The organism is Paraglaciecola sp., from assembly GCF_039964565.1.
Lineage (GTDB): Bacteria > Pseudomonadota > Gammaproteobacteria > Enterobacterales > Alteromonadaceae > Paraglaciecola.
In genome coordinates, this window is record NZ_JBDVXF010000006.1 from 114689 (window position 1) to 140077 (window position 25389).

The 25389-nt window shown below is 42.1% G+C and carries 14 protein-coding genes; 7 read left to right on the top strand and 7 right to left on the bottom strand.

All coding sequences use genetic code 11. From position 1 onward, the window contains the following. Positions 1-4: 4 nt before the first annotated feature. From ABJK37_RS03490 to aldA, 3 genes are read left to right on the top strand one after another with little or no spacing between them, the layout of a single operon-like run. The gene (locus tag ABJK37_RS03490; RefSeq protein WP_348350161.1) at positions 5-1027 is read left to right on the top strand and encodes an alcohol dehydrogenase catalytic domain-containing protein; all 1023 of its coding nucleotides are present in this window, start codon (positions 5-7) and stop codon (positions 1025-1027) included. 36 nt (positions 1028-1063) lie between these two features. Beyond that, positions 1064-1828: a 2,5-didehydro-3-deoxy-L-galactonate 5-reductase gene (locus tag ABJK37_RS03495; protein WP_348350465.1), complete on the top strand. Its 765-nt coding sequence runs from the start codon at positions 1064-1066 to the stop codon at positions 1826-1828. A 5-nt stretch (positions 1829-1833) separates the two neighbouring features. Next, positions 1834-3297 (top strand): aldehyde dehydrogenase, encoded by a 1464-nt coding sequence (gene aldA, locus ABJK37_RS03500; protein WP_348350163.1) that lies wholly within the window; start codon positions 1834-1836, stop codon positions 3295-3297. 469 nt (positions 3298-3766) lie between these two features. On the opposite strand, the gene ABJK37_RS03505 is transcribed toward aldA, so the two are convergent. Both ABJK37_RS03505 and ABJK37_RS03510 read right to left on the bottom strand, forming a co-directional pair. Then, positions 3767-5236: a tryptophan halogenase family protein gene (locus ABJK37_RS03505; RefSeq protein ID WP_348350165.1), complete on the bottom strand. Its 1470-nt coding sequence runs from the start codon at positions 5234-5236 to the stop codon at positions 3767-3769. Positions 5237-5515: 279 nt separating this feature from the next. Continuing rightward, positions 5516-6289, bottom strand: a complete 774-nt coding sequence (locus ABJK37_RS03510) for a phytanoyl-CoA dioxygenase family protein (protein ID WP_348350167.1) — start codon at positions 6287-6289, stop codon at positions 5516-5518. A gap of 185 nt (positions 6290-6474) precedes the next feature. On the opposite strand from ABJK37_RS03510, the gene ABJK37_RS03515 reads away from it, so the two are divergent. Beyond that, positions 6475-7260 (top strand): IclR family transcriptional regulator C-terminal domain-containing protein, encoded by a 786-nt coding sequence (locus ABJK37_RS03515; RefSeq protein ID WP_348350169.1) that lies wholly within the window; start codon positions 6475-6477, stop codon positions 7258-7260. 43 nt (positions 7261-7303) lie between these two features. Here ABJK37_RS03515 and ABJK37_RS03520 read toward each other — a convergent pair whose 3' ends face one another. The 5 genes from ABJK37_RS03520 to ABJK37_RS03540 all read right to left on the bottom strand — a co-directional run bounded on the left by ABJK37_RS03520 (position 7304) and on the right by ABJK37_RS03540 (position 18068). Further along, complete coding sequence (locus ABJK37_RS03520) at positions 7304-9652, bottom strand: alkaline phosphatase D family protein (protein WP_348350171.1); 2349 nt, start codon at positions 9650-9652, stop codon at positions 7304-7306. Between the two features lie 16 nt (positions 9653-9668). Then, complete coding sequence (locus tag ABJK37_RS03525) at positions 9669-10751, bottom strand: 6-bladed beta-propeller (protein WP_348350173.1); 1083 nt, start codon at positions 10749-10751, stop codon at positions 9669-9671. Next, a complete protein-coding gene (locus ABJK37_RS03530; RefSeq protein WP_348350175.1) occupies positions 10751-13123 on the bottom strand; it encodes an agarase in 2373 nt (790 codons plus the stop codon). Before ABJK37_RS03530 ends, ABJK37_RS03525 begins: the two co-directional genes overlap by 1 nt. Positions 13124-13126: 3 nt before the next feature. Next, on the bottom strand, positions 13127-15514 hold the full coding sequence (locus ABJK37_RS03535) for a hypothetical protein (protein WP_348350177.1): 2388 nt from the start codon (positions 15512-15514) through the stop codon (positions 13127-13129). Positions 15515-15761: 247 nt separating this feature from the next. Continuing rightward, positions 15762-18068: an agarase gene (locus tag ABJK37_RS03540; RefSeq protein WP_348350179.1), complete on the bottom strand. Its 2307-nt coding sequence runs from the start codon at positions 18066-18068 to the stop codon at positions 15762-15764. A 462-nt stretch (positions 18069-18530) separates the two neighbouring features. Between ABJK37_RS03540 and ABJK37_RS03545 the strand changes: the two genes are divergently transcribed. The 3 genes from ABJK37_RS03545 to ABJK37_RS03555 all read left to right on the top strand — a co-directional run bounded on the left by ABJK37_RS03545 (position 18531) and on the right by ABJK37_RS03555 (position 25288). Further along, positions 18531-22190, top strand: coding sequence for a TonB-dependent receptor (locus ABJK37_RS03545; protein ID WP_348350181.1), 3660 nt, complete (start codon positions 18531-18533; stop codon positions 22188-22190). A 65-nt stretch (positions 22191-22255) separates the two neighbouring features. Beyond that, the gene (locus ABJK37_RS03550) at positions 22256-24412 is read left to right on the top strand and encodes a hypothetical protein (protein ID WP_348350183.1); all 2157 of its coding nucleotides are present in this window, start codon (positions 22256-22258) and stop codon (positions 24410-24412) included. 168 nt (positions 24413-24580) lie between these two features. Continuing rightward, positions 24581-25288 (top strand): SapC family protein, encoded by a 708-nt coding sequence (locus ABJK37_RS03555; RefSeq protein ID WP_348350185.1) that lies wholly within the window; start codon positions 24581-24583, stop codon positions 25286-25288. Positions 25289-25389: the final 101 nt, after the last annotated feature.

Here is a 25389-nt window from a genome sequence, read left to right on the forward strand (position 1 = left end):
ACATATGCAAGCAGCACAATATATTGGTAACAAGTCATTTAAGGTGGTCGAAGGTCAAGCTATAACACCTCAAGCTGGTGAGGTTCGCTTGAATGTTGGTTATGTGGGGATTTGTGGCACTGACATGCATATATACCATGGTGTGATGGATCAACGAGTATCTATCCCGCAAACCATAGGACACGAAATTTCAGGTGTCGTCGCAGAAATCGGCGAAGGTGTACAAGGTTTCTCAATAGGCGAAAAAGTTGTGGTACGTCCTCTTGATTGGTGTGGTGAATGTCCAACCTGTAAAGCGGGTCATACCCATATCTGTCAGAACCTGAAGTTTATGGGGATCGATACGCCTGGCGCATTCCAATCAAGTTGGACGGTTAAAGCTCGTACATTACATAAATTACCAGCTGGTGTAGATTTAAAGCAAGGCGCGCTTATTGAGCCATTGTCAGTGGCTTGCCACGACGTGCGTCGTTCGCGCTTGCAAGCAGGTGAAAAGGTAGTGGTACTTGGCGGCGGGCCTATTGGGCAACTTGTCGCTGCTGTGGCTAAAAGTGTAGGGGCAGAAGTGCTAGTGTCTGAACCCAATGAAAGTCGCCGCGCTTTTGCAGATGACTTAGGTGTTAAATCAGTTAATCCTATTGAAACGGATTTAGCCGCTTACGTGGATGACTGGACCGGTACTAAAGGTGCTGACGTGGTCTTCGAAGTGTCTGGTGTTAAACCTGCTATTGATTCAATGACACAAATAGCCGGTCGTCGAGGTCGTATAGTGATGGTGGCAATCCATAGTACTAAGCCTGAAATCGATCTATTCCAATTCTTTTGGAAAGAGTTAGAGCTATTAGGTGCGCGTGTTTATGAAGCCGCTGATTTTGATTGGGCAATTCAACTGATTGCTTCAGGGCAGATTGATCTTAAACCCTTTATCAGTTCTGTTAGCCCTTTGACGGATATTGGTAGTGCATTTGCTAATATGGATGGCAATCCACAAGGTATGAAAGCATTAGTTGAATGTAACGCAGAATAGTTGGACATGAGAGACAAGGTTTGAGTAATGAATAAGATGTTTGAAAAATTTAGTTTAGCCGGAAAAGTTGCCTTAGTTACTGGTTGTAAACGAGGTATTGGTAAAGGGATCGCATTAGGTTTAGCTGAAGCTGGAGCCGATATCATCGGTGTGTCTGCTAGCTTAGAACTTGAAGGTTCTGAGGTTGAAAAAGAAGTGAGAGCATTAGGCCGAAACTTTAAAGGTTACCAGTGTGACTTCTCAAATCGTGATGCTTTATATGCTTTTATTAAAGAAGTAAAAGCAGATTTTCCTAAAATTGATATTCTAGTGAATAACGCAGGTACTATCTTACGCGCGCCAGCCGCCGAGCATGGCGATGACCTATGGGATAACGTTATCGATGTTAATTTAAATTCTCAATTTATTCTTAGCCGTGAAATAGGCAAGGATATGGTGAATCGGGGTGCCGGTAAAATAATCTTCACTGCTTCATTGCTAACTTTCCAAGGTGGTATCACAGTGCCCGGATATGCTGCTAGTAAAGGAGCGATTGGTCAGTTAGTCATGGCATTATCGAATGAGTGGGCGGGTAAAGGGGTGAATGTTAACGCTATTGCGCCTGGCTATATCGATACCGATAATACTGAAGCGTTACGTAATGACCCAGAACGTTCGGCTGCTATTTTAGGCCGAATTCCGCAAGGCCGGTGGGGAACCCCCGAAGACTTCAAAGGCCCAGCTGTGTTTTTGGCCTCTGAAGCTGCAAGCTATGTAAATGGTGCAATTTTGCTGGTCGATGGCGGCTGGATGGGGAGATAAACGCAATGACGGTACAAAATTTAAAATTTCAAAATAATGTTAATTTCGTTGGTGGCAAATATATTAGCTCTCAATCCACAAGCATTATTGAAATTCAGAGTCCCTCTACTGGTCAGGTGATAGGTAATATCCCAGAAGGCTGTGCAGAAGATGCGCAACACGCTCTTGATGTGGCGCAGGCAGCACAAAAGCCGTGGGCCAAGCTAACCGCGCGAACCCGCCAAGCTATATTACGAAAATTTGCCAATAAAATTCGCGAAAACAAGGCTGTTCTTGCGCCTATGATTGTTGCTGAGCAAGGTAAGTTGTTGTCTGTAGCCGAGATGGAAGTGGATGTGACCGCAACCTTTATTGATTACGCTTGCGACAATGCATTAACTATCGCAGGCGATATACTACCTTCAGATAACGAAGACGAAAAAATTTATATCCATAAAGTACCTCGAGGCGTAGTGGTTGGTATCACCGCTTGGAATTTTCCATTGGCTTTAGCCGGTCGTAAAATTGGCCCTGCGTTAATTACCGGAAACACAATCGTACTAAAACCCACTCAAGAAACGCCGTTAGCTACCACTGAATTGGGCCGTTTGGCTAATGAAGCCGGTATTCCTGCTGGGGTGTTAAACGTGATTAACGGCACCGGTTCGGTAGTAGGCCAAGCATTATGTGAAAGCCCGATTACTAAAATGATCACCATGACCGGCTCCACTGTTGCCGGTAAACAAATCTATAAAACTAGCGCAGAATACATGACTCCGGTGATGCTTGAGTTAGGTGGTAAGGCTCCTATGATAGTGATGGATGATGCCGACCTTGATCAAGCCCTCGAAGGTGCGTTGTGGGGCCGCTTTGCTAACTGTGGTCAAGTCTGTACTTGTGTTGAGCGTTTATACGTTCATGAAGGGGTTTATGATGAATTTATGGCTAAATTCTTACCACAGGTTAAAGGCTTAGTAGTCGGTGACCCTATGGATCCAGCTACGCAAATGGGGCCTAAGTGCAACCAGCGTGAAATTGACAATATCGACCATATTGTTCAAGAAAGTATCAAGCAAGGTGCCACAGTCGCCACTGGCGGTAAAACGGCCAGTGTCACGGGTTTCGAAGGTGGTTGTTGGTATGAACCCACGGTTTTAGTTGATGTTAAACAAGATAACATTGTTGTTCACGAAGAAACTTTTGGTCCTATTCTGCCAATCGTTAAAGTCAGCAGCATGCAGCAAGCCATTGAATATTGTAATGACAGTATTTACGGTTTAAGTGCCTACGTATTTACCCAAAATTTCTTTAACATTAATCAAGCCATCAGTGATTTAGAAGTGGGTGAGGTTTATATCAATCGCGGTATGGGCGAGCAACACCAAGGCTTCCATAACGGATGGAAACAAAGTGGCTTTGGGGGCGAAGACGGCAAATTTGGTCTCGAGCAATACCTAGAGAAGAAAACTGTTTACTTAAAAGAAGTGTAAATCATCTGAGTTTATAAATTGATAAAACGGCCAAGGTGAAAACCTTGGCCGTTTTTTTATTGGGTACAGTTGGGTTCGCATAGCTCATTAGCGTATCCACTTCGTCCATAAAGTACCGACGTTGCCGACTAAGATCTCAATGTACCCGCTATTTATGCATAGAAAGTATGAATAGACAGTATGAAGAGACAGCAGAGACTCCCGACTTGTGAACCTATGAAGAGAAAGTCGGCGATCCCAAGCCTATGACGAGACAGCAGGCTATCCGCAACGTCATTCCAGCAGTCTTTTAGCTGGAATCCATGTCGACGTTTACACTGGTGTTCATGTTTTTCAAAGTGCTCAATAATTGAAATAAAAAGGCCGCAGTCAATTTAAACTCAGCGCCCTCCGTTAACAAATCTTCTCTATCGACCCAGCAGTATTTTAGTCGTTCACTGCTTTCCTCTACCTTTTTCTGAGCTCAAACCTAAGACTTGCAGTGGGTGTTTAAATACTCACCATGGCTTGGCAGTTGTCGCACTTTAGCGGCAATGTCCTCTTCTATTTGCTGCAAAAACTCTCGTAATTCAGACTCTGACAGTTCGTCGGCTAAACCATGGTATTGCTCTGGGATTAAACCTTGGCCAATCATCACTTGTAACCAAGAATCGACGAATATTTCTTTATCACGATGTACATAACGCCCGGTGTTTTTAAACAATTCCATTCTAGATTTAAGAGTTTCGGGAATATCCATATTTTTGCAGAATCGCCAGAAGGGCGAATCATCGCGCTCGGTTTGGCAATAATGCAGCACAATAAAGTCTTTGATTTCGTTATAATCAGTCATCATGTAGCGGTTATATTCTTCGACTTCCAGAGCATTGATACCATAACTCGGGAAGTATTTAATTAACTGCATAATACCTTGTTGAATAATATGAATAGCCGTGGATTCCAAAGGTTCGATAAAGCCGCCTGCTAAGCCAATGGCCACACAGTTTTTGTTCCACTGTTTTTCTCTATAACCGGTTTTGAAGCTTAGCTTCCTAGGCTCGGTGAGCATTTCACCCTCTACACTAGATACCAATAATTCCCTAGCTTCATCGTCTGACATATATTGCTGTGAATAAACGATACCGTTGCCCATACGATGCTGCAATGGAATACGCCATTGCCAACCAGCGTGGTTAGCAATTGAGCGAGTATAAGGGGAGGGGGCTTCTGAGAGTTTGGTTTGCAAAGCTATCGCACTGTCCATGGGTAACCAATGGGACCAATCGATAAAAGGTGTCTTTAGGGTTTCGTTGATTAATACGCCTTTAAATCCGGAACAATCGATAAACAAATCACCCTCGACGACTGTGCCGTTAGCTAACTCCAGCGACAATATATCACCGCTTTCGGTATGGGTATTAACTTGCTTTACCAATCCCTCGATGCGGGTAACGCCATTTTTCTCAGATTCTTGTTTGAGCATTTTTGCATACAAGCTGGCGTCTAAATGATACGCAAAATTGGGACCGTTTTGCTGATGAGCAAATTTGTTACTAAGTGCCGCCATGGCTTCAAAATTATAGTGACTAAAGGGTTTACTGATACCTAAATCAAGTCCTCGTCTCCAATATTCATGAAAGCCTGCTGCCCACATGCCTAGACCGGTAGATCCAAAGCCATGAAAGTAGCTGGCATCTTGTTTATGCCAGTTTTCGAACTTGATCCCTAGCTTAAAACTACCTGAAGTATTTCTAACAAAATTTGTGGAGTTGATACCCAGCATATCATTAAAAAAGTGTAAGCTGGGGATAGTCGCTTCGCCTACACCAATTGTCCCTATTTGTTCTGATTCGACCAATTTAACATTGATGTTTTTTATGGACTTAGTCAGTAAAGCTGCGGTCATCCAGCCAGCGGTACCGCCTCCTAAAATAACCACATTTTCTACTTTTTGATTCATATTGGACTCTTACATCAGGCTCAGCACTTGGTGTTAAATATGAGTATTGGTAGGCTGAACTATTTCAATCACAATTAATATTTGGTTTACTGTTAACAATAACTGATGAAGTAAAGAAATAGAACCGTGATGTCGAGAAAAATACGGGTAGCTAGCCAAACTAGCACAGCATTTGTGGTGATTAGTTGTTTAAACAAGCAGTGGCACTATAGATGTCGATAGCCTCCCCAAACCAATTGCTAGGATAGGGGAGTCAATGTGATTTAGTAACAGTAACTTTTAGGCGGTTGTTGGTTCTTTCCAGTTTATAATCGCATCGTCGTCAACTCGATTGAGTGGGAAGTACAAGGCTTCATTTTCTTGGAAAGGTTTATTACTTTCTGCGTTGTAAGCCATGATGATCGACCAGCGTGGCTCAGACGACTGGTTTTGGTTGGACTTGTGCAACAAATTACAGTGGAAAAACAGCGTGTCACCAGGTTCAAGTTCGACATCAACTAACTCTAAATGCTTCATCGCTTCTTCAACAAATTGAAGTTCAGCGCCTTTTTGATCACCGGTTTTATTGTGATTTAATCTGCCAATATGGTGAGAGCCCTTTAAGACCTGTAGGCAACCATTTTCAATGGTCGCTTTATTAATGGCAATCATACAGCTGACTAGTTTAGGGTAAAGCATGACGTTGTCGTTGTGCCAATAACCATAATCTTGATGCCATTCCCACGCGCCACCCACAAAGGGTTCTTTCATCATGATTTTGGTACTAGTGTGGTAAACCGGCTCACCTAAAATGGCATCGACTGAGTCGGCTAAACGTCGGCCTCGAGAGAACATACTATACAAATCATCACCCAGCTCCTGCCATAAGCATACCTTACTGACAGTCCCTTTTGCGTCTTTCTTGTCCCAGGCGCGCTCGTATAGTGAATCGTCATTAAAGGCTTTATCTTGTAAGCGCTTTATTTCTTGTTCGCTATAAAACCCACGCGCAATGACATAACCATCGCGATGGAAATCGTTAATTTGTTCAGTGGATAATATCTTGTTCGTCATGGGATCACCTGTAATAAAAATCAACACTTTAATGGCTTTGTAATTCATATAGAAATACAATATTCTAATACAAATAATGATAACTGCTTAATGTTGATTGTCAACAATATGTTGAAGGGTATTGCAAAATTTTTAATGCTATCTTTAAAGTACATTTGTCCCATTTACTAACTGAGAACCAATAAGTGACGCAAAGCAGTAAAAAACAAATCAGTAAGAATAAGTATGCCGTTCCTGCGTTAGATAAAGCTTTGGATGTGTTGGAATATTTAGTTGAGCAAGAATTACCAAAGTCACAAACCGAAATTGCTTTTGCATTAGGGCGCGGGGCTAATGAAATTTACCGAGTGCTCATTAATTTGGAATCTCGAGGTTATCTGGTGCGTGACGTGGTTTCGGGGCATTATCGTGCTTCGCTAAAAATTTATAATTTGTCCCGTCGTATTTCACCTATCGATCAATTACGCCAGTGTGCTCTGCCACATATGGAAGACTTAGCCGTGACTATTGGTCATTCTTGCCATTTAACCATGCTGTATCAAAGCCAAACCATGGTCATAGTGCAGGCTCGGAGCCAAGCTCCGATGACGGTAAATATTACCGAAGGATCGTTATTTCCAACTCTCTCGACGATATCGGGCAAAGTATTATTGGCAAACAGCAACACTGAAGTCAGAGAGATGATTTTGCAACGTAGCGAAGGTTATTTGGCTTACTCTGCTGAAGATAAAACCAAACTGGTCAGTGAATTAGATGACATACGCAAACAAGGGATGTTAATTGCTGATAATCCTTTCATTGAAGGTGTTACCGATCATGGGATTTTAGTTGGCTCGGCGGATGGAAGAATAATCGCTTGTTTGGTGGTATCAAAATTAGGTATGAAACAGCAGAAGCAGGGAAGTGATTGCAATATTACTCATCAAATGCTGAAAACCGCACAAAATATCAGCCTGCAACTTGGTTGTTAATATTGGTAAGAGTGTGACGCAATGTTATTGCGTCACAATTTGATTACACTATAGGGTCGTTTGGAAATGAGTGAATGATAGGCCATCCTGCAAACTGCTCATCACGGCCAGGTTTCGCATTCCAATGCCAACATTCCAACTCAAAATGTTGTTGTTGATGGTTAACGCGAACTAATCCATAACCTTCAGTTTTTAGCGAATTGTCGGCCAAGAACATTCCCCAAGTTTGATTGCCAGCAGCAAAGTCTGCGTAACTAATTGTTGGATTGGCCACAGCCATAACACGCATTTTGTTGCCAAAGGTATCGATATAATCACCTGTGTTTGGAGAGTTAGGTAAACTATTGTTTAAGCTACCATCGCTTTCAAACCAACGTTGCCAAAAGGCTGCAGCGGCTGGGCCCGCAAAAAATAACGCTCCATCATCAAAATCGTTAATACCTTGGTGAGCAACAAGGCCCAAATGTTGATCGCCTGCTAAAACCAACGCGTTAGCATCGGCCACCAATTGCACTGCACGGTTTCTGCCATCGGCAGGATAACCATTAGAATCGTAATCTAGTAGTGGCATATTGATGCCTTTGGTTTGAGGCGAGCCCCAAATTGAAGCGGTTAGGCAAATTTTAGGGAGTTCTGGTGCGCTATTCTTCCATTGTGCTAAAAATAACTCCTGTCGTTTGCCTAATAATTCACCAGTGGTTTTTAACAAATTAATCTTATTGTTAGGTGGTGATTTAAATTTTCTATCTTCTACTAATGCAAAGTTGACCCCACCGTATATAAACGAACCGTAAGTCACGGGAATATTATGGGCAATGGGAGTGGGATCATAAGCATCTGGATTATGACCATGTTGAATGCGGTACACCATGCGAATTAAGCTTTTGTCCCAAACGTAGCCTCCATCCTCTTCCTTTTTAGTACCTGAATCTTTTCCTCTATTTCCCCACAAGTTGCCTTGTAACACGTCATGGTCATCAGCCAAAACAATAGCTGGACGATCTCGAACAGAGTCTCTAAACGTCCAATACCAAAGATACCAACGATAAAGAGTATCTAATTTGGCATCTTTAGTGTTATTGCCGTAACGGGTGGGGTAGGTTTCGTAATACTGATCTCCGGCAAAGACGTATAAGTCCGGTTGATGGGAATCACAGTTTTTAACCAAGTTATTATGAGGAAACAACACATTGTCTGTGGTGTAGCGGCCAAGCAAGCGTTCTTTTGGGTGCAGTTTAGTATAAAAATCACGGTCTAAACTTTTGGCTGTGGGGATAATACAAGAGTACAAGGCAATTTTTAGTTCTTGAGCACTACCATGATCTTTGACTATCTTGCCAGTGAATAAGTCTTTTTCATCGTTAGCAAAACGAATACGATACTGAGCCGCACGGGAGTGATCCCAGTTGCTCAAGCGGAATAACGCAACATAACCATCTTCTATATCGGCAATAGGACCACTGTGCCAATCAGTCTCATCTAAATAACGATATTCAAGTTGCGCTTGTTGATGAAGGTTTAAATCAATCGGCATAAACTGGCTTGTGAGTTTCAACACATTTTGATTGAGGCTATACATGCAGCCCATCACTTCGCCTAAAGCGCGATTGTCATGTTGCTGAATTTTATCCCCACCGGTTTGTATATCCTTAAACCACCAACGGGCCCCAGCTTGTTTAACATCGGGAGAGGATAATAAAGAAATGCCACCTTGCAGAACGTAAGCGTCGACATCAGAACAGATTGCTTGCCCAAGTAGCTGTTGTGTATTGGCGTCAAATGCATCGAGCGTCAGGGTGAAATCGCCGTTGTGTTGCGGTAGTAAGCGGCATTCTAGGGTGATAGTTCGATTGGCAACTTCACCAATAGAGCCCGTGGTTTGATTGGCCAATGGCGTAAATCCAAGGGGTTTAGATTGGTCAGAAAAATCATTAAAGCTTAAGGTACCGTCGCTATGCAGACGCGCCATTATTCCACCGTGCATGCCCGCAAAACGTTGTACCAAAGCTGCACCACGGTAATCAAGTTGATTACCTGCACCTAATAAAAAACCACAAAACCCCGATTGCTCAGGTGTTATATTGCCTACTGTCATACGTAACGTCGCAGCTGTCGAACTGTTGGATAAGGCCCGGGTTAATAAGGATACAGTGCGTACTTCAAAACTTTTCTCACCCCGTAAACACTGCAAACGTCCTTGATGTAAACGCCAATCTTGCAGACGATTTCCCCAGAATCCATGCCCCAACCAATGGCTGGTTTGATTTTGAGGTAACGCAGCTACATTACTCAAAGTGACATTAACCGCTTGTTTTTTTGTGCTTGCGCAAGAGGATAGGGTTGAGGTCGCTGCAATCGCGGCACTGGCCTTTAAAAAATCTCGTCTTTGCATAAATAGCGCTCCAGTCTTATGAATTAATTTTTTCTAGTTTGATGGGATAGCTTTGGTCCGCTCGCCATTGTCCAACATAAATATCGCCTTGCTCATCAATACATAATCCATGTACATGTTTAAATACTTGCCAGTTGCTACACATAGGTTGTAACTGGTCATGGATATACAAAGGTGGATTAGCCCCTAAGTTGCTAACGACTTTGTTGGCACTATTGAAAATACTGATAAAGCCAGAATCATCGACATTTTTACCTTTGATGTCAGACCAACACACTGCCGCATAAAAATGCTCGCCATCAAATACGGGTCCGTGGATCCAAGCTCCAGGAGTATCGATACGGCCTATATATTCACCTGTTAGAGAAAACTGCTTGAGGCACTGCTCAGCGCGCGAACTCACTAGCAAAACCGGATTGTCGGTTTGACGGGGGTCAATAGAGATCCCATGGGTGTTTGTCAGGTTATAACTTGTATCGACATTGTCGTGTCCGCCCCAACAGCGAATAAACCGCCCCTGTGAATCATATTGCAATACAAAGTCAGAGCCATATCCATCGGTGATGTAGATATCACCATTGGTCGCTATCGCTACATCAGTAGGGCGGAAAGGCATATCTGGCGTGTAAGCACCAACAGTTTGCGGATGCCCAATGGTAAAAATTAGTCTGCCATCAATAGTAAGCTTGGCAACAAAACCAGCTTGAGGGATCACTTTATTGTAGGGCGAGTCCCAAGCATCGGTCGATTTTCCATCCCAATGACGGTTCAGGATCCAGCCACTATCGACTACATAAATAAAATCTTCACCATTCTCGTTAACGATTTCAATCGCATGAGCGCCGGGATATTCTGTTCCCCATGCTTCTATAAGGTTTCCCTGTTTATCATAAACAATGAAATTATTTGCCGGGTGGTCGGTGACCATGATAATTCGGCCCTGAGAATCAATCGAGAAATCATGGCAATTCTCAACGGGTGTTTTTTCAGCATCCAGCTTGCCCCAATGGTTATTGATGCGATATTGAAAATCACCATTGCCAATGATGTCACCATCGACAGGAATAGCAGCTTTTGGGGTAGCGAGTTGATTTTGCATTATTGGCCTATCTTTTTGCTAAAACGTTTAGGGTAAATACTGCGGTTAAACGCCTTGGCCGCATCGACCATTGGTTGATAGGGGATATCGGTAACGGATACAAAACCCACATTGTAGTTTTCACCGTCAAAAGCTCGACCGGTAATTGGAGAGTCTACATATTGGAACCAGTGGGCTCCCACCATATTCGGATGGCTGGCTACACTTTGCATGTATTCGGTGTACATTTGGGCGCGGTCATCTTGATTGGCTGCTTGTACTAATCCGGGGTGAAATACGCCGGTATCCGAAGTCGCACCTATATGAAATTCACCAATGATGGTAGGTAAGTCAATCTCTTTGAGAAACTCCCATGCAAAAGGTTGTACCCCTTCTTGGTAAATATTAAAGCTTAATACATCGGAATATTTTACTGCGGCTGTAACGGTTTCTTTGGGCATCCCCCAACTGGCCATTCGTACTCCCATGTATAAATGGTCGGGTAAGGTTTTAGCTAAGGTATCGTGGACGACCCGGAAGTACTCATTAGATAACAACTCCAATAGCTGTGAAAAATCGTTTTCAGCTTGCGTTGAATAATGTGTTAACTCAACGTTTTGTTGTAGTTGTTGCCAAGTGTCAAACTGTGTTTGCCATGCAACGTTGAGTGCAGATATTTGCCCATATTTTTGCTGTAGATGCTTGATAAATGCGCCTTTAGCGGGGCTAGCTTCAAGCTGTTTCGCAAGAACGTTGATGACAGCACCGTAGCGCTGGGCAATGGTGCCTTCTCTTAATCCCCAGCTCTTTTCATTATCGATAAAGATACCAGCACACCATGGAGAGCCTTGTATTTCATCGGCAATAACATCGATAGTTATTTGGGCTCTGCGCACAAACTCAGGATCAAAGGGATCGGGCAGTGGTGCCCAAATGTCCATACCGGAACTAATGGTGGCAAAATCACCGATTATCCAACCATTGGCAAAATAAGGGACGCGTTGATTAGGGTAAAAAGCGGGATCAACCCAATTTCCCATAGAGGTAAATCCCCAACTACGCATGCGATTGAGGGTTACATCCTGCCACTGTTTTAAATAGGATTGTGAGGCTGTTTCACCATAGCGGCGTTCCACATTAGCCCTATAAAAGCTGTAAGTTTCACCTGACTTCATCGGGCCCATATGGACTTTTCGGCGATAACTATAGTGATCGGCCAGTGGATGATCATATTCCGGTAACCAATTGAACATGTCGCGGCGCATTGAAGACGACACATAACGGCTGTTGCGGATCTTATCTGACATATTAACAATACCAATGGAATCCTCTGGAGTGGTTTCATTGGGGTCAACATAACGTGCATCTGGGTCTTTAAAGTCGACGCCAGTTAAAGTGAAAAGATTCGCCATGCGCACATTGGCTAAACCATGAGAAAAGAACAAATAGCCTTCTGGGTCAACCATCCACCATTGGCCTTGCACTTTGGCTGTGCGGAAATAACCGCTTGCTTCAAGGCGAGGACCATCTTTCCACCCCCCAAAACGGGAGCGATCGTCCATTAAATCCCCTTCGCCGAGTTCTGCAAGTTCCTGTTTCGCCATTGTTTGAAGTTCGGCCAGAGAATCTACTTTAATGGGGTAGTCAAGTTGATCATTTTGACCAAATTCATCGACTAAATTGGCAAGGTAACTCGCGTTGTATTCTGGATTTTTACGCAAGCGAATATTATCCACTGAAACGGATTTGGGCGTTAGGTTGCCTCGGGTAAACAAACTGATTTTGGTGATCTTGTTAAAGGACATTTCTTTATGTCCATAACGCCAGATGAACATGTCTTCTTGAGTTTGCCATGGTTTTGGACTTTCTCTCAGTCCTGGGTAGGTATCACTGAAGCTTCCATCTAACACCGCGAAGTAGGTTGCAGACTCGCCGGCGGCAACGTTGATAGAGCGATTAGAAGTCGACCATGGTTGAGTTGAGTTTTGGGCGTTGTTATTGGTGATACCTAAATAAAGCTGAATGGATTCTGTGCCAGTATTATGTACATCAATCGCTAAGTGATATTCATTAAAATTTTGCCAGTTTAACGGCTGCTTAAATTCAATATCAACGCTAGATGTAACAGATTGCGGTGAGTAAACCACTGCTAATCGTTTGTTATTCGACTCGTCTGCCACTATGCGCGATTGTGCATTAATAGTGGTAAAAGTGTAATCGTCAATGTCGTTATCAAAATTCGCAACGTTAGCAACGGTTATGGTGGCTGCATTTTCTGTAAGTGCATTTACGGTGTTTGCGTCTTTATCTGAATTTGAATGACTACATCCATACAGCGAAGCTAATACAGTTGTAAACAAGACTACTCGTGTATACGGGAGTAAAGCGTGCATGATTTAATATCCTCTGATTAATTGTGTATCACTATTTAACACCTGTAAGCTCAAAGACGAGATGAATCCGCCAGTATCGCTAAAGGTGATGTTGACTGAATTGTTTGCTCGTAACACATTTAATGGCACTGGGATTTCGATAACGCCAAAGTAGTTAGCCCGCCCTTTACCATTGTGATATTGGTCGTAACCTCGATAATCTTCCGGCACCGATATCGTGACATCGTTGAAAGTTATCTTGGGCAGTAAGCTTAAGCCATGAGTGCGACCCACCCCCAAGCGCAACACGGCCTCTCCTTCATCAGCGGTAACAATATTTTCAATAGAAAAGGTGTTGCTGATGTTGGCAATAATCGATTGTTTGTAGCTGGTAGCGTAGTATTTTTGTTCGAACGCGGTGTGTGGCATGGCAATGTTGTTTTGCATGCTCACCTCAAAAATCATGGTGGCTTCAGCGCCAATTTTAATGTTGTCTGGAATAGAGGCTAAGGTTTGTTGTTCTAATACTGACTTACCGTCGATTGAGTATAAATGTTTCAGTGTAATATCTTCGATTGTAGCGAGGTCTATCCCGTGCACTGATAATGAAAAAGACGTGGCTTGCATTTCTAAACTGTTGACGATTATGTAGGCTTTTTGACCTTCCACATAGGCATCAACCTGTAAGTCCAAGTCGTTGGATTTTGATTCTGCGCGCACTCCATTGACATCAGACCATAATTGATAAAACTTCACTAAATCGGTGTACACCCATAAATCACCGGTTTCACCCTCGGCTTCTTTTTGTTGGCGCATCAATCTATGGGTGTAAGGTACATTTTCAGATATGCGCCCCCATTCTGCTTTAACGGTAATAAAAGGAATGGACATTTCCATCAGGTGAGGGCGCTCTAGAAAGTGCATCAGTTGCGCATTAACAGAATTAACAATTAGCCAGTCGCGTTGAGGCGACCAAGGTGATTGCAACATGCTATGCACTTGCGCGCCATATTCCGAAACAATAAACGGCTTTGGGGTACCAAATTTGATATTGGTGTAGTGCTCTAACATGTCAAAGGTCGCTTCAATGTTGCTACCTTTACGAAACTGAACCGTGTTACTAAAACGTGGCATGTCGTATAGGTGTAATGAAATGAAATCCATATCGGCACCAGCAATATCAATAAATAGTTTGTCACGCTCTTCCCATTCTTGGAAGTTGTCGGCATCAAAATCGGGAAAAGCCGCGGTATAGCCACCTATTTTTAGAGTGCTATTAGGGGTTGTACTTTTGATATTTGTGTTGCGGATTTGGTTGGCGACGCTCTTGTGAAATTCAAAAACTTGGGCCAGTTCTACTGGGTTGTCGGCCACGTCATACAAGTCGTATAGCGGTTCATTCATCACCTCAACAAAAGCGGGGGGCGGCGCACCTATTGCGTTGTCGCTACCATTATTGAAAAATTCTGACACATATCGCCCGATGTAATCTCCCGTCGCGCTGCCAAAAGGTTCATTTTGCGAATCGTTCTGTGAGAAGGCCCAGCTTTGAGCACTATATTGGCCTGTTAGTGTGCCATCTGGCCAGTAAGGATGTTGTTGACCGCTAACGATAAGATTGTGATTGCGGTATTGTAAATTTCGCTGCGTGATTGACCGTTGGTCAGTCTGGTTAGTGTAATTCCAACGCACATCGAAACCACGCTCTGTGGTAGCCTGAGGATCTACAAAACCAAAATTGTTTGGGTCTTGGGGGAGATTGCTTAAATTCCAGCCGATACCACCTGCATCGCGTCCAAAATAGACATCAAAGCCCTCTGTAAAATCGGTAATTAGGTCATCTAACTTATTTTCACCTACTGTGTACCAGTCGTTTTCTGTGTGGTTAGCGTGAATAGTAATAAATTTTTCGCGGTCGAAACGATCAATGCCGCCAACACTGTGTTTGATATGCAAATTGACATCAATCAGATTGTTTAGAGACGGGGCCGTTAGGGTCGTTACGTCAAAGGTGGCGCTAACATTGCCATTGCCTATGGTTAAAGTTGCAGTGTGGGTGGTGTTGTATTCGTTGGCGCTAGTTAAGCTTATCGTGATTTTATCATTATTGCTTACCGTGGTAGCTGTGGAACTGAACTCACCCTCATTTATCTTAAATTGACCGTTGTTGATACTCACTGTTGTAGCCGCATTGATGCCACTGATAGTAATGGTTTCTGAGTGGAGTTGGGTATTCAAGCTAACATTTTGCACACTGGAGAAGTTAAAGGCATTGGGAATAGTGTCATTGTCAGTTTGGGAATTGGGACTGGTTGAGTTTCCAGCAGTCGCAGCGTCATTGGAACCTCCGCACGCCATAACACACAAACTGAGTAACAAAACCCATAGGAAAGTTGTGCTCGGTATTGGCATAAGAATCTCATTCATTTGTCATATTGAAACTGAATTGTAACAATCATTGAAACTATGTAAACAGTAAATTGTTAACAATAATTTAAAGATTGCAATCTTGGCATCTTTGGGTCGTAGTCAAAGAGACAATATAGTGGGGTGTGGATTTGATTAAAGAGAGGAGAAAGTAGCTTAGAATACGTCAATTGTATGGGACATATTCTAAGCTACATCTTGGTTTTACTGAAGATATGCGTTCATTTACTGGTTATTGTTGAAAACGTGCCTGATAAATTTTGCTGTTGACTGTTTTCGCTGACTTTACCATATGTGGATAAGGTGTATCCGTGACATTAACAAATCCCACATTATAGTTTTCACCGTCATAGGCTCGACCAGTAATAGGAGAGTCCATATATTGAAACCAGTGAGCGCCAACAAAATATGGGTTATCAATCACTGACTGCATATAATCTTCGAACATTTTTGCACGGTCTTCCTGATTAGCTGCTTGAATCAAGCCTGGATGATATAAGCCAGAGTCAGAAGCGCCAATATGAAATTCGCCAATAATACTAGGTTTGTCGATGTCTTTTAAAAATTCCCATTTATCTTTACGTAGTCCCTCTTTATAGGCATTGTAACTGACCACGTCAGCATATTGGGCCGCAGCTTTAACAACCTCAATTGGCATACCCCAATCGGGAAATCTTGAACCTAAATACATATGGTTAGGAAGGTGTTTTTCTACTGCATCGTGTACAGTTTTAAAATATTTAGAGGCGTATGCGCCCAATAACACACCATAATCCTGAAGTTGTTGATCTGTGTTGATGTCAGAGTTAATCCCTGAATTAAACGCATCCCAGTCCGAAATATTTTTATTCCACGCTGTATTTAACGCCGATACCTCGCCATACTGCTTTTTCATTAGTCGAGTGAACTCAGCTTTTGTAGGCACATCAGCACCGTTTCGTCTAAGAGTATGAAGTACAATTCCATAGTGAGATGTAACGGAATCCGGGCGGCCAAAACTTTTTTCATTGTCTATGAAAACCCCCACACACCAAGGATTATCTTGAACCTCAGAAGCAACGATGCTGGCTGTTAAATTGGCTCGTTGCTCAAATTCAGGATCAAATACGTCTGGCATAGGCGCCCAAAAATCGTTGCCACTTGAAACTGTTTTGTAATCGCCGGTGATCCAACCGTTCGCAAAGTAGGGGATTTGGTCATTTTGATAAAACGCTGGATCAGTCCAGTTACCTAGGGAGGTAAATCCCCAATTAAGCATGCGTTTTACAGTGACCTCATTCCATTGCGCCATATAATTATCACCATATTTTCTCTCTAGATTAGCTGAATAAAAGCTGTAGGTTTCGCCCTTTTTAAGGGCCCCAGAATGCACGCTGCGTCGGTATCCATAATGTTTACCGAGAGGCGCTTCGTAACTAGGCAACCAGGAAAACATATTTTTCCGCTTTTCTGAAGCTACATAACGAGTCGCAATCGCTTTATCGCTTACTCTATTTAACCCCTGTGAATCTTCAGGAGTCAGATCGTCTTTGTGTTTTTCTTTAATTTGCTTTTTATCAAAATCATAACCGGTAATAGTGGTCGAATTAGATAGGCGAATGATGTCTAAACCGGTGGCGAAATATAAATAGCCTTGTGGATCAACTAACCACCATTTCCCATCTACTTTTTGCGTTCTAAAGTAACCTGTTGCATCAAGTTTAGGGCCTTGTTTCCAACCATTGAATTTACTTCGTTCTTTTGGCTTACTTGCAGAAAATGAAGCGAGCTCTTTCGCTGTGACTTGAGCTAATTCTTCATCGGAGTGGATCTTTGTAGCAAAATCAAACTTAGCATTTTGACCATATTGGTCGACTATGCCTGAAAGAAAATCAGGATCTTTAGGAGGGTTTTTACGTAATCGCACATTACTCAATATAATAGATTTGTTGTGTAAGGCGTCTTGTACACTTAAGGAAATTTTCGTAATACCGGATAGATTCAATAATTTCGAGCCCCACATTGAGACAAATTGCTTATCTTCGCTACTCCAAGTTGCGGGATTAGAACGTAAACCTGAAGCAAAGTTAAGCTCAATGGTTTCGTCTCCTTCTGGTTGCTGTAAATCGTGTCCCGACATTTTACCGTAATAGGTTTGTTTGCCGCCTACGGGTACGCTAATAGCGCGAGTGTAGTTTTTACCGTCAATATCAGTAACATCAAACTTTAATTGTGTGGAATACAGCCCATGATTGGCAATATCAAATGCAATATTAAAGTCTTTAAATTGACTCCAGTCATAAGGCTTGCTGGGAACAATAGACACTGCTGAATAAGCATGTTGCTTTGATTCAAAATTTATTGCTAACCCTTCATCAATGACTTTACCATTGGCGTTCATTAATTTAATAGTTGCGGGAATATTTCCATTATTGAAACTAACTAACTGGATAAGCTTATTCGTATCTTGCTTGTCAATAGAGGATAAAGTGGTGTCTTGCTGACAACCCATTAAACAAATAATTAAACCTAGCAAGTAAAATTGTGAGCGCCCTAACATTGTAAACCTTTTAAGAAAGTAGAATGGAAATATAAATTGAACTGTATATCAAATATATGTCATTTTCAATATTGTCAAATAAAAATTGTTAACAATATTTAGTGTGAATAATGACTCTTTGTTTATATTAGAATTTTATTTTTGTTGTTTTTATTTACATTGACTTTACATTTGTGCGGTGGTTTTAAAATCCTAATTCGGATTTTACCCCATATTGAGTAATGCTTTGCTGAGGTTTAGCTTTAACCTAGTGTCTGCAGAAATAATTCCTTTTGTTATTCACATTATGTAAACAAAAATGAAATGGTTAACTGAAGATTGTTAACAAAAATGTGTTGACAAGTGGATCTTAGGAAGTCTAAAGTGTCGTTAAATTGCACAGAACGACTTAGTTGTCGGTTAACTATGTCGTTGATGTAAATGACACAAGAAACACAAAAACAAAAAACTTGGGACAACACAATGATAAAGGCAAAGCAGAAATTTAGGCTGAGCTCAATATGCTTAGCGGTTTTAGCCGCAACAAGCGTTGGTGCTTATGCTCAGCAAGCAAACGAAATCGAGACGAAAACTCAGGATGATACAGAGGTCATTGAAATTAAAGGCCTTAAAGGTAGTCTTTTAAAGTCCTTAAATGACAAACGCTTTTCACAGAACGTGATGGACTCGATCAATGCCGAAGACATCGGCAAATCAACCGACCAAAACATTGCCGATGCTCTTGGTCGTGTTACCGGCGTTACTGTTGTCAGTAGCGACGGAGAAGGGACACAGATTACTGTACGTGGCGCTGATGCTAACCAAAATAATATTACTCTAAATGGTCAAACGCTGACGTCTACAGATTTTTCACAAGCTGTTGATTTGAGTTCTTTTTCTGCTGATATTTTATCAAAGCTTGAAGTGGTAAAAACCCCAAGTGCTGATCATGATGAAGGGTCTTTAGGGGCGTCAGTTAATCTGGTTACTATAAGGCCACTAAACCAGGCTGAAGCCGTTCGTTCGTTTACCGCGCAAGGTCGCTATAATGACTTTGCAGACAAAACCAATCATAAAATACAGTTTTCAGCGACAGAGAAGTTTCTCGATGAAACCTTAGGTGTGGCATTGACTGTATATGACGAATCAAACGCCTATCGTAAGGACCAATATAACGCAGGTAACTTTGTTGAATCACAAGAGTATGCACAGGCCGTTGATCAAAATGGTGACGTGATATCCGGTGTTAAAGTTATCGAGCCCAACATAGCCAGTTACGAGCTTCATCAAAATGAAAGTAACCGTCAAGGTCTGTCTTTGGGTATTCAATTTTTGCCAAATGACGTTAGCGAACTAATGTTCGATATGACCTATAGCAAACAAGATTTGGTCCGAACATATGATGCTATTCAAACTAAAAGTTTTTCAAACAACCCCAACTGGATTGAAGGTGAGGTGCCCTCAAGTTTCGTAAGACCGCCTAACCCTTTTAATGATCCAATTGACTGGCTCCAAGTCGATACTTCTACTTACGATATGACCAAACGTGTTAACCGTTACGGTAACGGCAATATGGTTCGTTCAGATGGAGGCACCGAAAACGAAAACTTCAGTGCAACGTTAAATTTCAAAACAGAATTCACTGATACCTTACGTATGGAAGCGCAAGTCGGCCACTCGTTTAGTAATTCAGAAAGTATGCCAAACGCTTATACTGTAATGGAGAATTACCAGCAGGTACCAGGTTTTGCACTGTACGATGCCGGTGCTGCTATTCAGCCGGTGGGTGTTGACTGTACTGGCGGTTCTGACACTTGCAGAATGGTTTACGGTAACTCTTTAGTCGATTTGGGTGAGAATTTATACGCTTATACTAATGAAGATGGACAACGTATTGCGGGTAACATTGATAATATCGCTTCAACTGGTTTTAACCCTCAAGATGTTTCGTCTTTTTTCCTAGGCTATATTGGCGAATCTGATCGTAATGTTGAAGATACCATCACCAATGCGCAAGTTGATTTTGATTGGGATATTGACGAATTTGGTATTACCTCTATTGAATTTGGTGCCAAAGTGTCTTCTCGTAACAAAGACGTTGACGACCAGGCGTATAGCTTCCAATCTTTGCAAGCAACTGAAATCATAACAGATCCTATTACCGGACAAACTGTTGTTGAACTGGGTGGTTCGTTAGCGGATATTCGTGGTGATTTAATCGCAGGCGATCCAATTGAATATGATGATTTTATGGCGTCACTCGGTTATGGCCGAGAAGGTGCGACTCAAAATTGGACACCGATTGACGTCAAACTCGCAAAAGAAATGGTATTGGGTGACGGAGATGTTATCAGAAACGTAGATAACACTGCTTCTCGTGAAACTAATATCGATACTAATGCCTTTTACCTTAAAGCTAATTTTGAGTTATTTGATGGAAAGTTAACTGGAGACGTAGGGGTTCGTTACGTTGAGACTGAAATAGAAGCTTATGGTTACTCAGGTATGAGTTATTTCGAACAGGGCGGGTCTGACTTAGAGCGTGAGATTGATAGACACACTCTTTCTGAGTTAGCAGATAGGTCGTTACCAGAATGCCCAACGTTAAACTTAGGATCTGATGGAATTGTTCAAGATTACGAACAAAAATATCAGCGTGTTGATGGATTAGGCTGGGATACTAGTGCAGGACCCGATCCTTCCACTTGGGTGAGAACGCCTGATGTCGGTCCATGCCATGATACCTTGTTTGCAGACTATGCTGACGCGTTAACGCTTTTCCGCACGGGTGAGGGTAGTGCGCCAACTCTATCGGACTACAACTTATTGTGGCAGTCCATGTGGCGATATGCTGACGTTAATACTAGCCGCACTTACGGTTGGGATAACTTGCCTGAATGGAATGGGCAAACCTCTGGCGTTAATACCAATTATTCTTGGGGCACGTCTACTAATAACGAAGTCGCCGCAATACCTGCCTATAAAACCCATGAGTATAGCAATGTACTACCTAGCTTAAATTTAAACTACGCCTTCTCCGATGAATTTGTCGGTAGATTTGCGGTATCAAAAACCATGACGCGTCCTGAGATTGATTTACTTCGCCCGGGTTATAAAGTGACTGAAGGTAGTTACTGGGGTAGTGGCAATTTAAATGTTGGCCGTGTTGATATGTATAACACCCAATTAGAGCCGCTAGAATCGAACAACTTAGATTTATCTTTAGAGTGGTACTTTAACGATTCCAGTATGTTGAGCGTTGCATACTTTAGAAAAGATATGTCTAACTTTACTGATCGTGAAACAACATTATCTTTTGTTAATAGTGTAAGGGACGCCGCCGATGCGCCTGAAAGTGGCAATGATTTGATTTTGACCAGTGATGGTGATCTTGCCGCTTGTCATCCGATTAGAGCGACAACTGAGTTTGGCTACCAACCTGGAGATCCCACTACATACAGCGGTGATCCAGCGGATAATTGTGCCAACATGACCGTTACGAAAACGGTTAATTCTAAAGATGCAGAAATTCAAGGTGTAGAACTGGGTTATGTGCAAACTTACGACTTCTTGCCGGAAGCGTTTGGACTACCTCAATGGACCGCTGGCTTAGGTGTGTCAGCTAACTATACCTATCAAGAAAGTGAATATGAGTCAGAGTATTCATCCATAGATCCTAACCTGTTACTGCCCTCATATCCTGTAGCAGATACACCAAAACATAGTTACAACTTTACTGGTTTCTGGGAGCAAGACGGTCATCAAATTCGCTTGAGCTTTAGAGGAACCACCGACTCTTTAGTGGGCAAAGACTGGGCAAATGGTCAATATGGTCGTAGCTGGAACCAAGGTTCAATTTGGAATGAAGGGCGTAATACTTTAGATATATCTGCTTCATATCAAATCAGTCCGGAGATTAGCTTAACTTTCCAAGCGATTAATTTAACCGACGAAGCTTACCGTACCTACTTTACTAGCCGCACCTTAAATGTTGTGCGAGTAGATGCTGACAACGCTGCCGGTTATGACTTTGTTGCTCTAGAAGAAGGCAACCCACTAGACGGAGATGCCCCTACGCATCGTACTTACACCAAGTATAAAGTCGGTACGACTTACCGTTTAGGCCTACGGGTGAACTTCTAAGGATTTATATAGCTATGGGGAAGAAATTCCGCATTTGTCTAGAACAGGATATTGGTAGAAATATTATGAATAAAATTAAAACATTCAGAGCTTTGTTAGCAAGCTCAATTGCAATTGCCTTGGTAGGATGTGATGACTCTTCAGGTGATTTTAAGCCAGAAGTGCAAGCAAATACGGTGGCGCCTACTCATGGTGGAGATATCGTATTAGCTTTTAATGAAAAAGACGAGATTACCTTTATTGATTTGTTAGGTACTCCTTCAGGCGCTTCTTCAGGCGAAGGGGTGGCGAGAGATGCTGACGGTAACTTTCTAAGGGTTACTGACGTTGTGATTGAGGGCAGTGGCTCTCGGTCTGAAGATATTATGGATGCCGGTGCAGAGCTTAACGGTAATCAATTAGGGGTTCGCTCGCTTGCTATCGCTCCCTATTTAGATGATGGTGAAATGCACACCATAGTGGTGTCATACAATATATCTGATGGTGTCAATAAAACCCCGCGTACTGCTACCTTAACCTTTACAGGTGAAGATTTTGCACCTGTGTCAAATGGGCCTGTTGTAGGTAATTTTACCCGTGATGCTGGTGTTGGTTCGGTCAATCTATTGGCGACTGTATTTGATGCAGATAATGAATTGCTAACGGTTACGAACTTTGTGGCTGATAGCGGTAATTTGTATGATTTACCTATTACCCCAAATGGTAATGGAGCTGAAGTAGAGGTGGATATATCGGCAGTAGAATCCTCTATCCCAGACGGTCAGAAAGTGGAATTCAAATTCAGTTATACCGTTAGTGACCATAGGTTTGACATTGAGCAGACTATGATTATTAACGTATTAGGTGTTCAAGATATTCCTGGTGCGCCTTTAGTACTGAATTATTTTAAAACAGCTGAACTAAATGAAACCGATACCCTTTATACAGTCGATTTACAAAATGAGATTGATGAACGTGAAGGAGATCCCATTGTCATTAGTGACGTCATGTTAAATGGAGAAGCACTTCCTTACGGATACTCTATTGACGGAAGTATGTTATCTATTGACCCTCACGCGTTTTTTAATGATGTTCAGGCTGGTAAGTCTATCCAACAAAAGGTGACCTATCGAGTATCTGATGATCAAGGAAATATGTCAGACGGAGTGCCCGAGTTAACTGTCGTTATCAATGGTCAACAAACTAATCTAATCGCTGCAACTGGTTTTAGTGTTGGATTCGAAGATCAATCACAAGTTGGTCCTTTAGACCAAACCACCAATCCAGGTGGGTTTGAATGGGGTTGGGCTGGATGGGGATGTCCATCTAAAGAAATTCGCAGTGCATCAGCACATACTGGCGACTACGGCATGCTTATGGAAGGGAGTTTCTGTCACTTTGAAATAAAGAATATCCTTACTAGTTTGGAAGATAATCAGAAGTACGCCATGTCATATTGGTTACGTAATGAAGCGTCAAATGGTGTGAATGGGAATCCTTATGTTACTTTATATACAGATGTTGGTGATACAGATCTTAATAACCGCTTTTGGTGGGGAACAAGATATTTCGATCAAAGTCTAAATAATTGGATGGAACATGTTCAAATGATTAATACCAATGAGTCTGGTAATTGGAATGGCTACGAAACGTTACCCGTTCATTTGGGATTACTGAAATATGACGATTCTTATTCTGGTGGAAGACACGATATTGATGACTTGAACATGGTTAAGTTTGGTCATTTTGATACTGACGTTCACGACATGTTAGTTGATGATGCCGGAACATTTGAAGGTGGTGAAGCTATCAATGCAGATGCTGGAATAGCTGAAGTGCGTGAAGTTGACGGCATGAACAAATTATATGTTGATACAACTGGTGCAACTGACGGTGTAACCATTAGTTTACCGGTTAAGATGGGAGCTATCAGAACGGGTGGTCGATATGCAGTTGCAATAAACGCGCAACTGTTAAACCATGATACGCTCTATGCTGTAGATGCTAATACACAAGTGACCTTCAATATTGGGTTATCTAATGGAATAGAAATCATTGCAGCAAATGGCAATGGCTCGACTTGGGGGCCGGATGATTCACCTAACGATATTATCATTACTGAAGAATTTGGTAGAAGCTCAAATGTAGATTGGTCATCTGAAACGATGATGTTAAATATCACACTTCCTGAAGCCAACGCGCAATATCACATTGATGATGTACGTTTGATTGCTATTCCATAGTCAATAAAGTTGATCCCTAAGGATCGCCCAAAAAATCAATAAAAGCCCGGGTCATACCGGGTTTGTTGATTGTTGACAAAGTGTTTGAGTTATATAACAGTAGAGACTACTAAAAAGTGTTATTAAATAGGGCTTTGCAACTTTATTAGTATTAATCTAGAGGTAATCATGACATCAACATTAGAACTATTAGATAACGTAAAACATCAAAAATTGCGGATTAATAACCAGCTAACGAATTGCAAACACAACCAAACCAATACTGCTGCCGTCACTATTGGTGAATTAAGTACCTTAGTGCATGAATATGCGATATTCATTAGCAAAAGCCCTGAGTCGGAGCAATTCCAGTTGGTGGCAATTTTAGGTCTTAAGTCCGGGGAAAATTTGTATTTAAAAGATAACCAGTGGCAAGCAACTTATTTACCCTTGGATATTTTACGTCGTCCGTTTCAGGCCTTTGTGCCAGATCAGAGTAATTTGAGTGAAGGTCGTATTGCTATTGATGTTTCCAGCGAACAAGTGGGTACCAAGTTGGGGCAGGCCTTGTTTGATGAACAAGGCAATCCAAGCGCATATTTACAAAAAATACAAAAAACCTTTGCCGAGTTAATGTCGGGCACTGAGCAAACAAGAGCATTGTTAGAAGAAGCCAATAAACTTGAATTAATAGAATCAGTTACCTTGAATATAGAGTTAGCTAATCAAGAGAAGGCCTCTCTAAACGGTTTGTATGCGTTTAATAAGGACGCGTTGACCAAGCTCAGTGGAGCTAAACTAGAAAAGGCCCATCAGTCTGGGGTGTTGCAGGTAAGCCATCTGTTATTGAGTTCGACTTTGCATTTACAAAAGTTAATCAACTGGTCAAGTCAATAAATTGCCTGTCAACGAACGCCATGAGAAACATGGTCCGCTCCGTCAACACCAGTTGATAAAGTTACGAGTCCTGTTTATGGCGATGTCATTTAATTTCAATT

What these genes read in the sequence shown, in the direction of transcription:
- ABJK37_RS03535 (WP_348350177.1), bottom strand. Translation starts at nt 15,514, where the DNA reads ATGCCAATACCGAGCACAACTTTCCTATGGGTTTTGTTACTCAGTTTG.
- ABJK37_RS03505 (WP_348350165.1), bottom strand. Translation starts at nt 5,236, where the DNA reads ATGAATCAAAAAGTAGAAAATGTGGTTATTTTAGGAGGCGGTACCGCT.
- ABJK37_RS03490 (WP_348350161.1), top strand. Translation starts at nt 5, where the DNA reads ATGCAAGCAGCACAATATATTGGTAACAAGTCATTTAAGGTGGTCGAA.
- ABJK37_RS03540 (WP_348350179.1), bottom strand. Translation starts at nt 18,068, where the DNA reads ATGTTAGGGCGCTCACAATTTTACTTGCTAGGTTTAATTATTTGTTTA.
- ABJK37_RS03550 (WP_348350183.1), top strand. Translation starts at nt 22,256, where the DNA reads ATGAATAAAATTAAAACATTCAGAGCTTTGTTAGCAAGCTCAATTGCA.
- ABJK37_RS03525 (WP_348350173.1), bottom strand. Translation starts at nt 10,751, where the DNA reads ATGCAAAATCAACTCGCTACCCCAAAAGCTGCTATTCCTGTCGATGGT.
- ABJK37_RS03530 (WP_348350175.1), bottom strand. Translation starts at nt 13,123, where the DNA reads ATGCACGCTTTACTCCCGTATACACGAGTAGTCTTGTTTACAACTGTA.
- aldA (WP_348350163.1), top strand. Translation starts at nt 1,834, where the DNA reads ATGACGGTACAAAATTTAAAATTTCAAAATAATGTTAATTTCGTTGGT.
- ABJK37_RS03545 (WP_348350181.1), top strand. Translation starts at nt 18,531, where the DNA reads ATGATAAAGGCAAAGCAGAAATTTAGGCTGAGCTCAATATGCTTAGCG.
- ABJK37_RS03520 (WP_348350171.1), bottom strand. Translation starts at nt 9,652, where the DNA reads ATGCAAAGACGAGATTTTTTAAAGGCCAGTGCCGCGATTGCAGCGACC.
- ABJK37_RS03510 (WP_348350167.1), bottom strand. Translation starts at nt 6,289, where the DNA reads ATGACGAACAAGATATTATCCACTGAACAAATTAACGATTTCCATCGC.
- ABJK37_RS03555 (WP_348350185.1), top strand. Translation starts at nt 24,581, where the DNA reads ATGACATCAACATTAGAACTATTAGATAACGTAAAACATCAAAAATTG.
- ABJK37_RS03495 (WP_348350465.1), top strand. Translation starts at nt 1,064, where the DNA reads ATGTTTGAAAAATTTAGTTTAGCCGGAAAAGTTGCCTTAGTTACTGGT.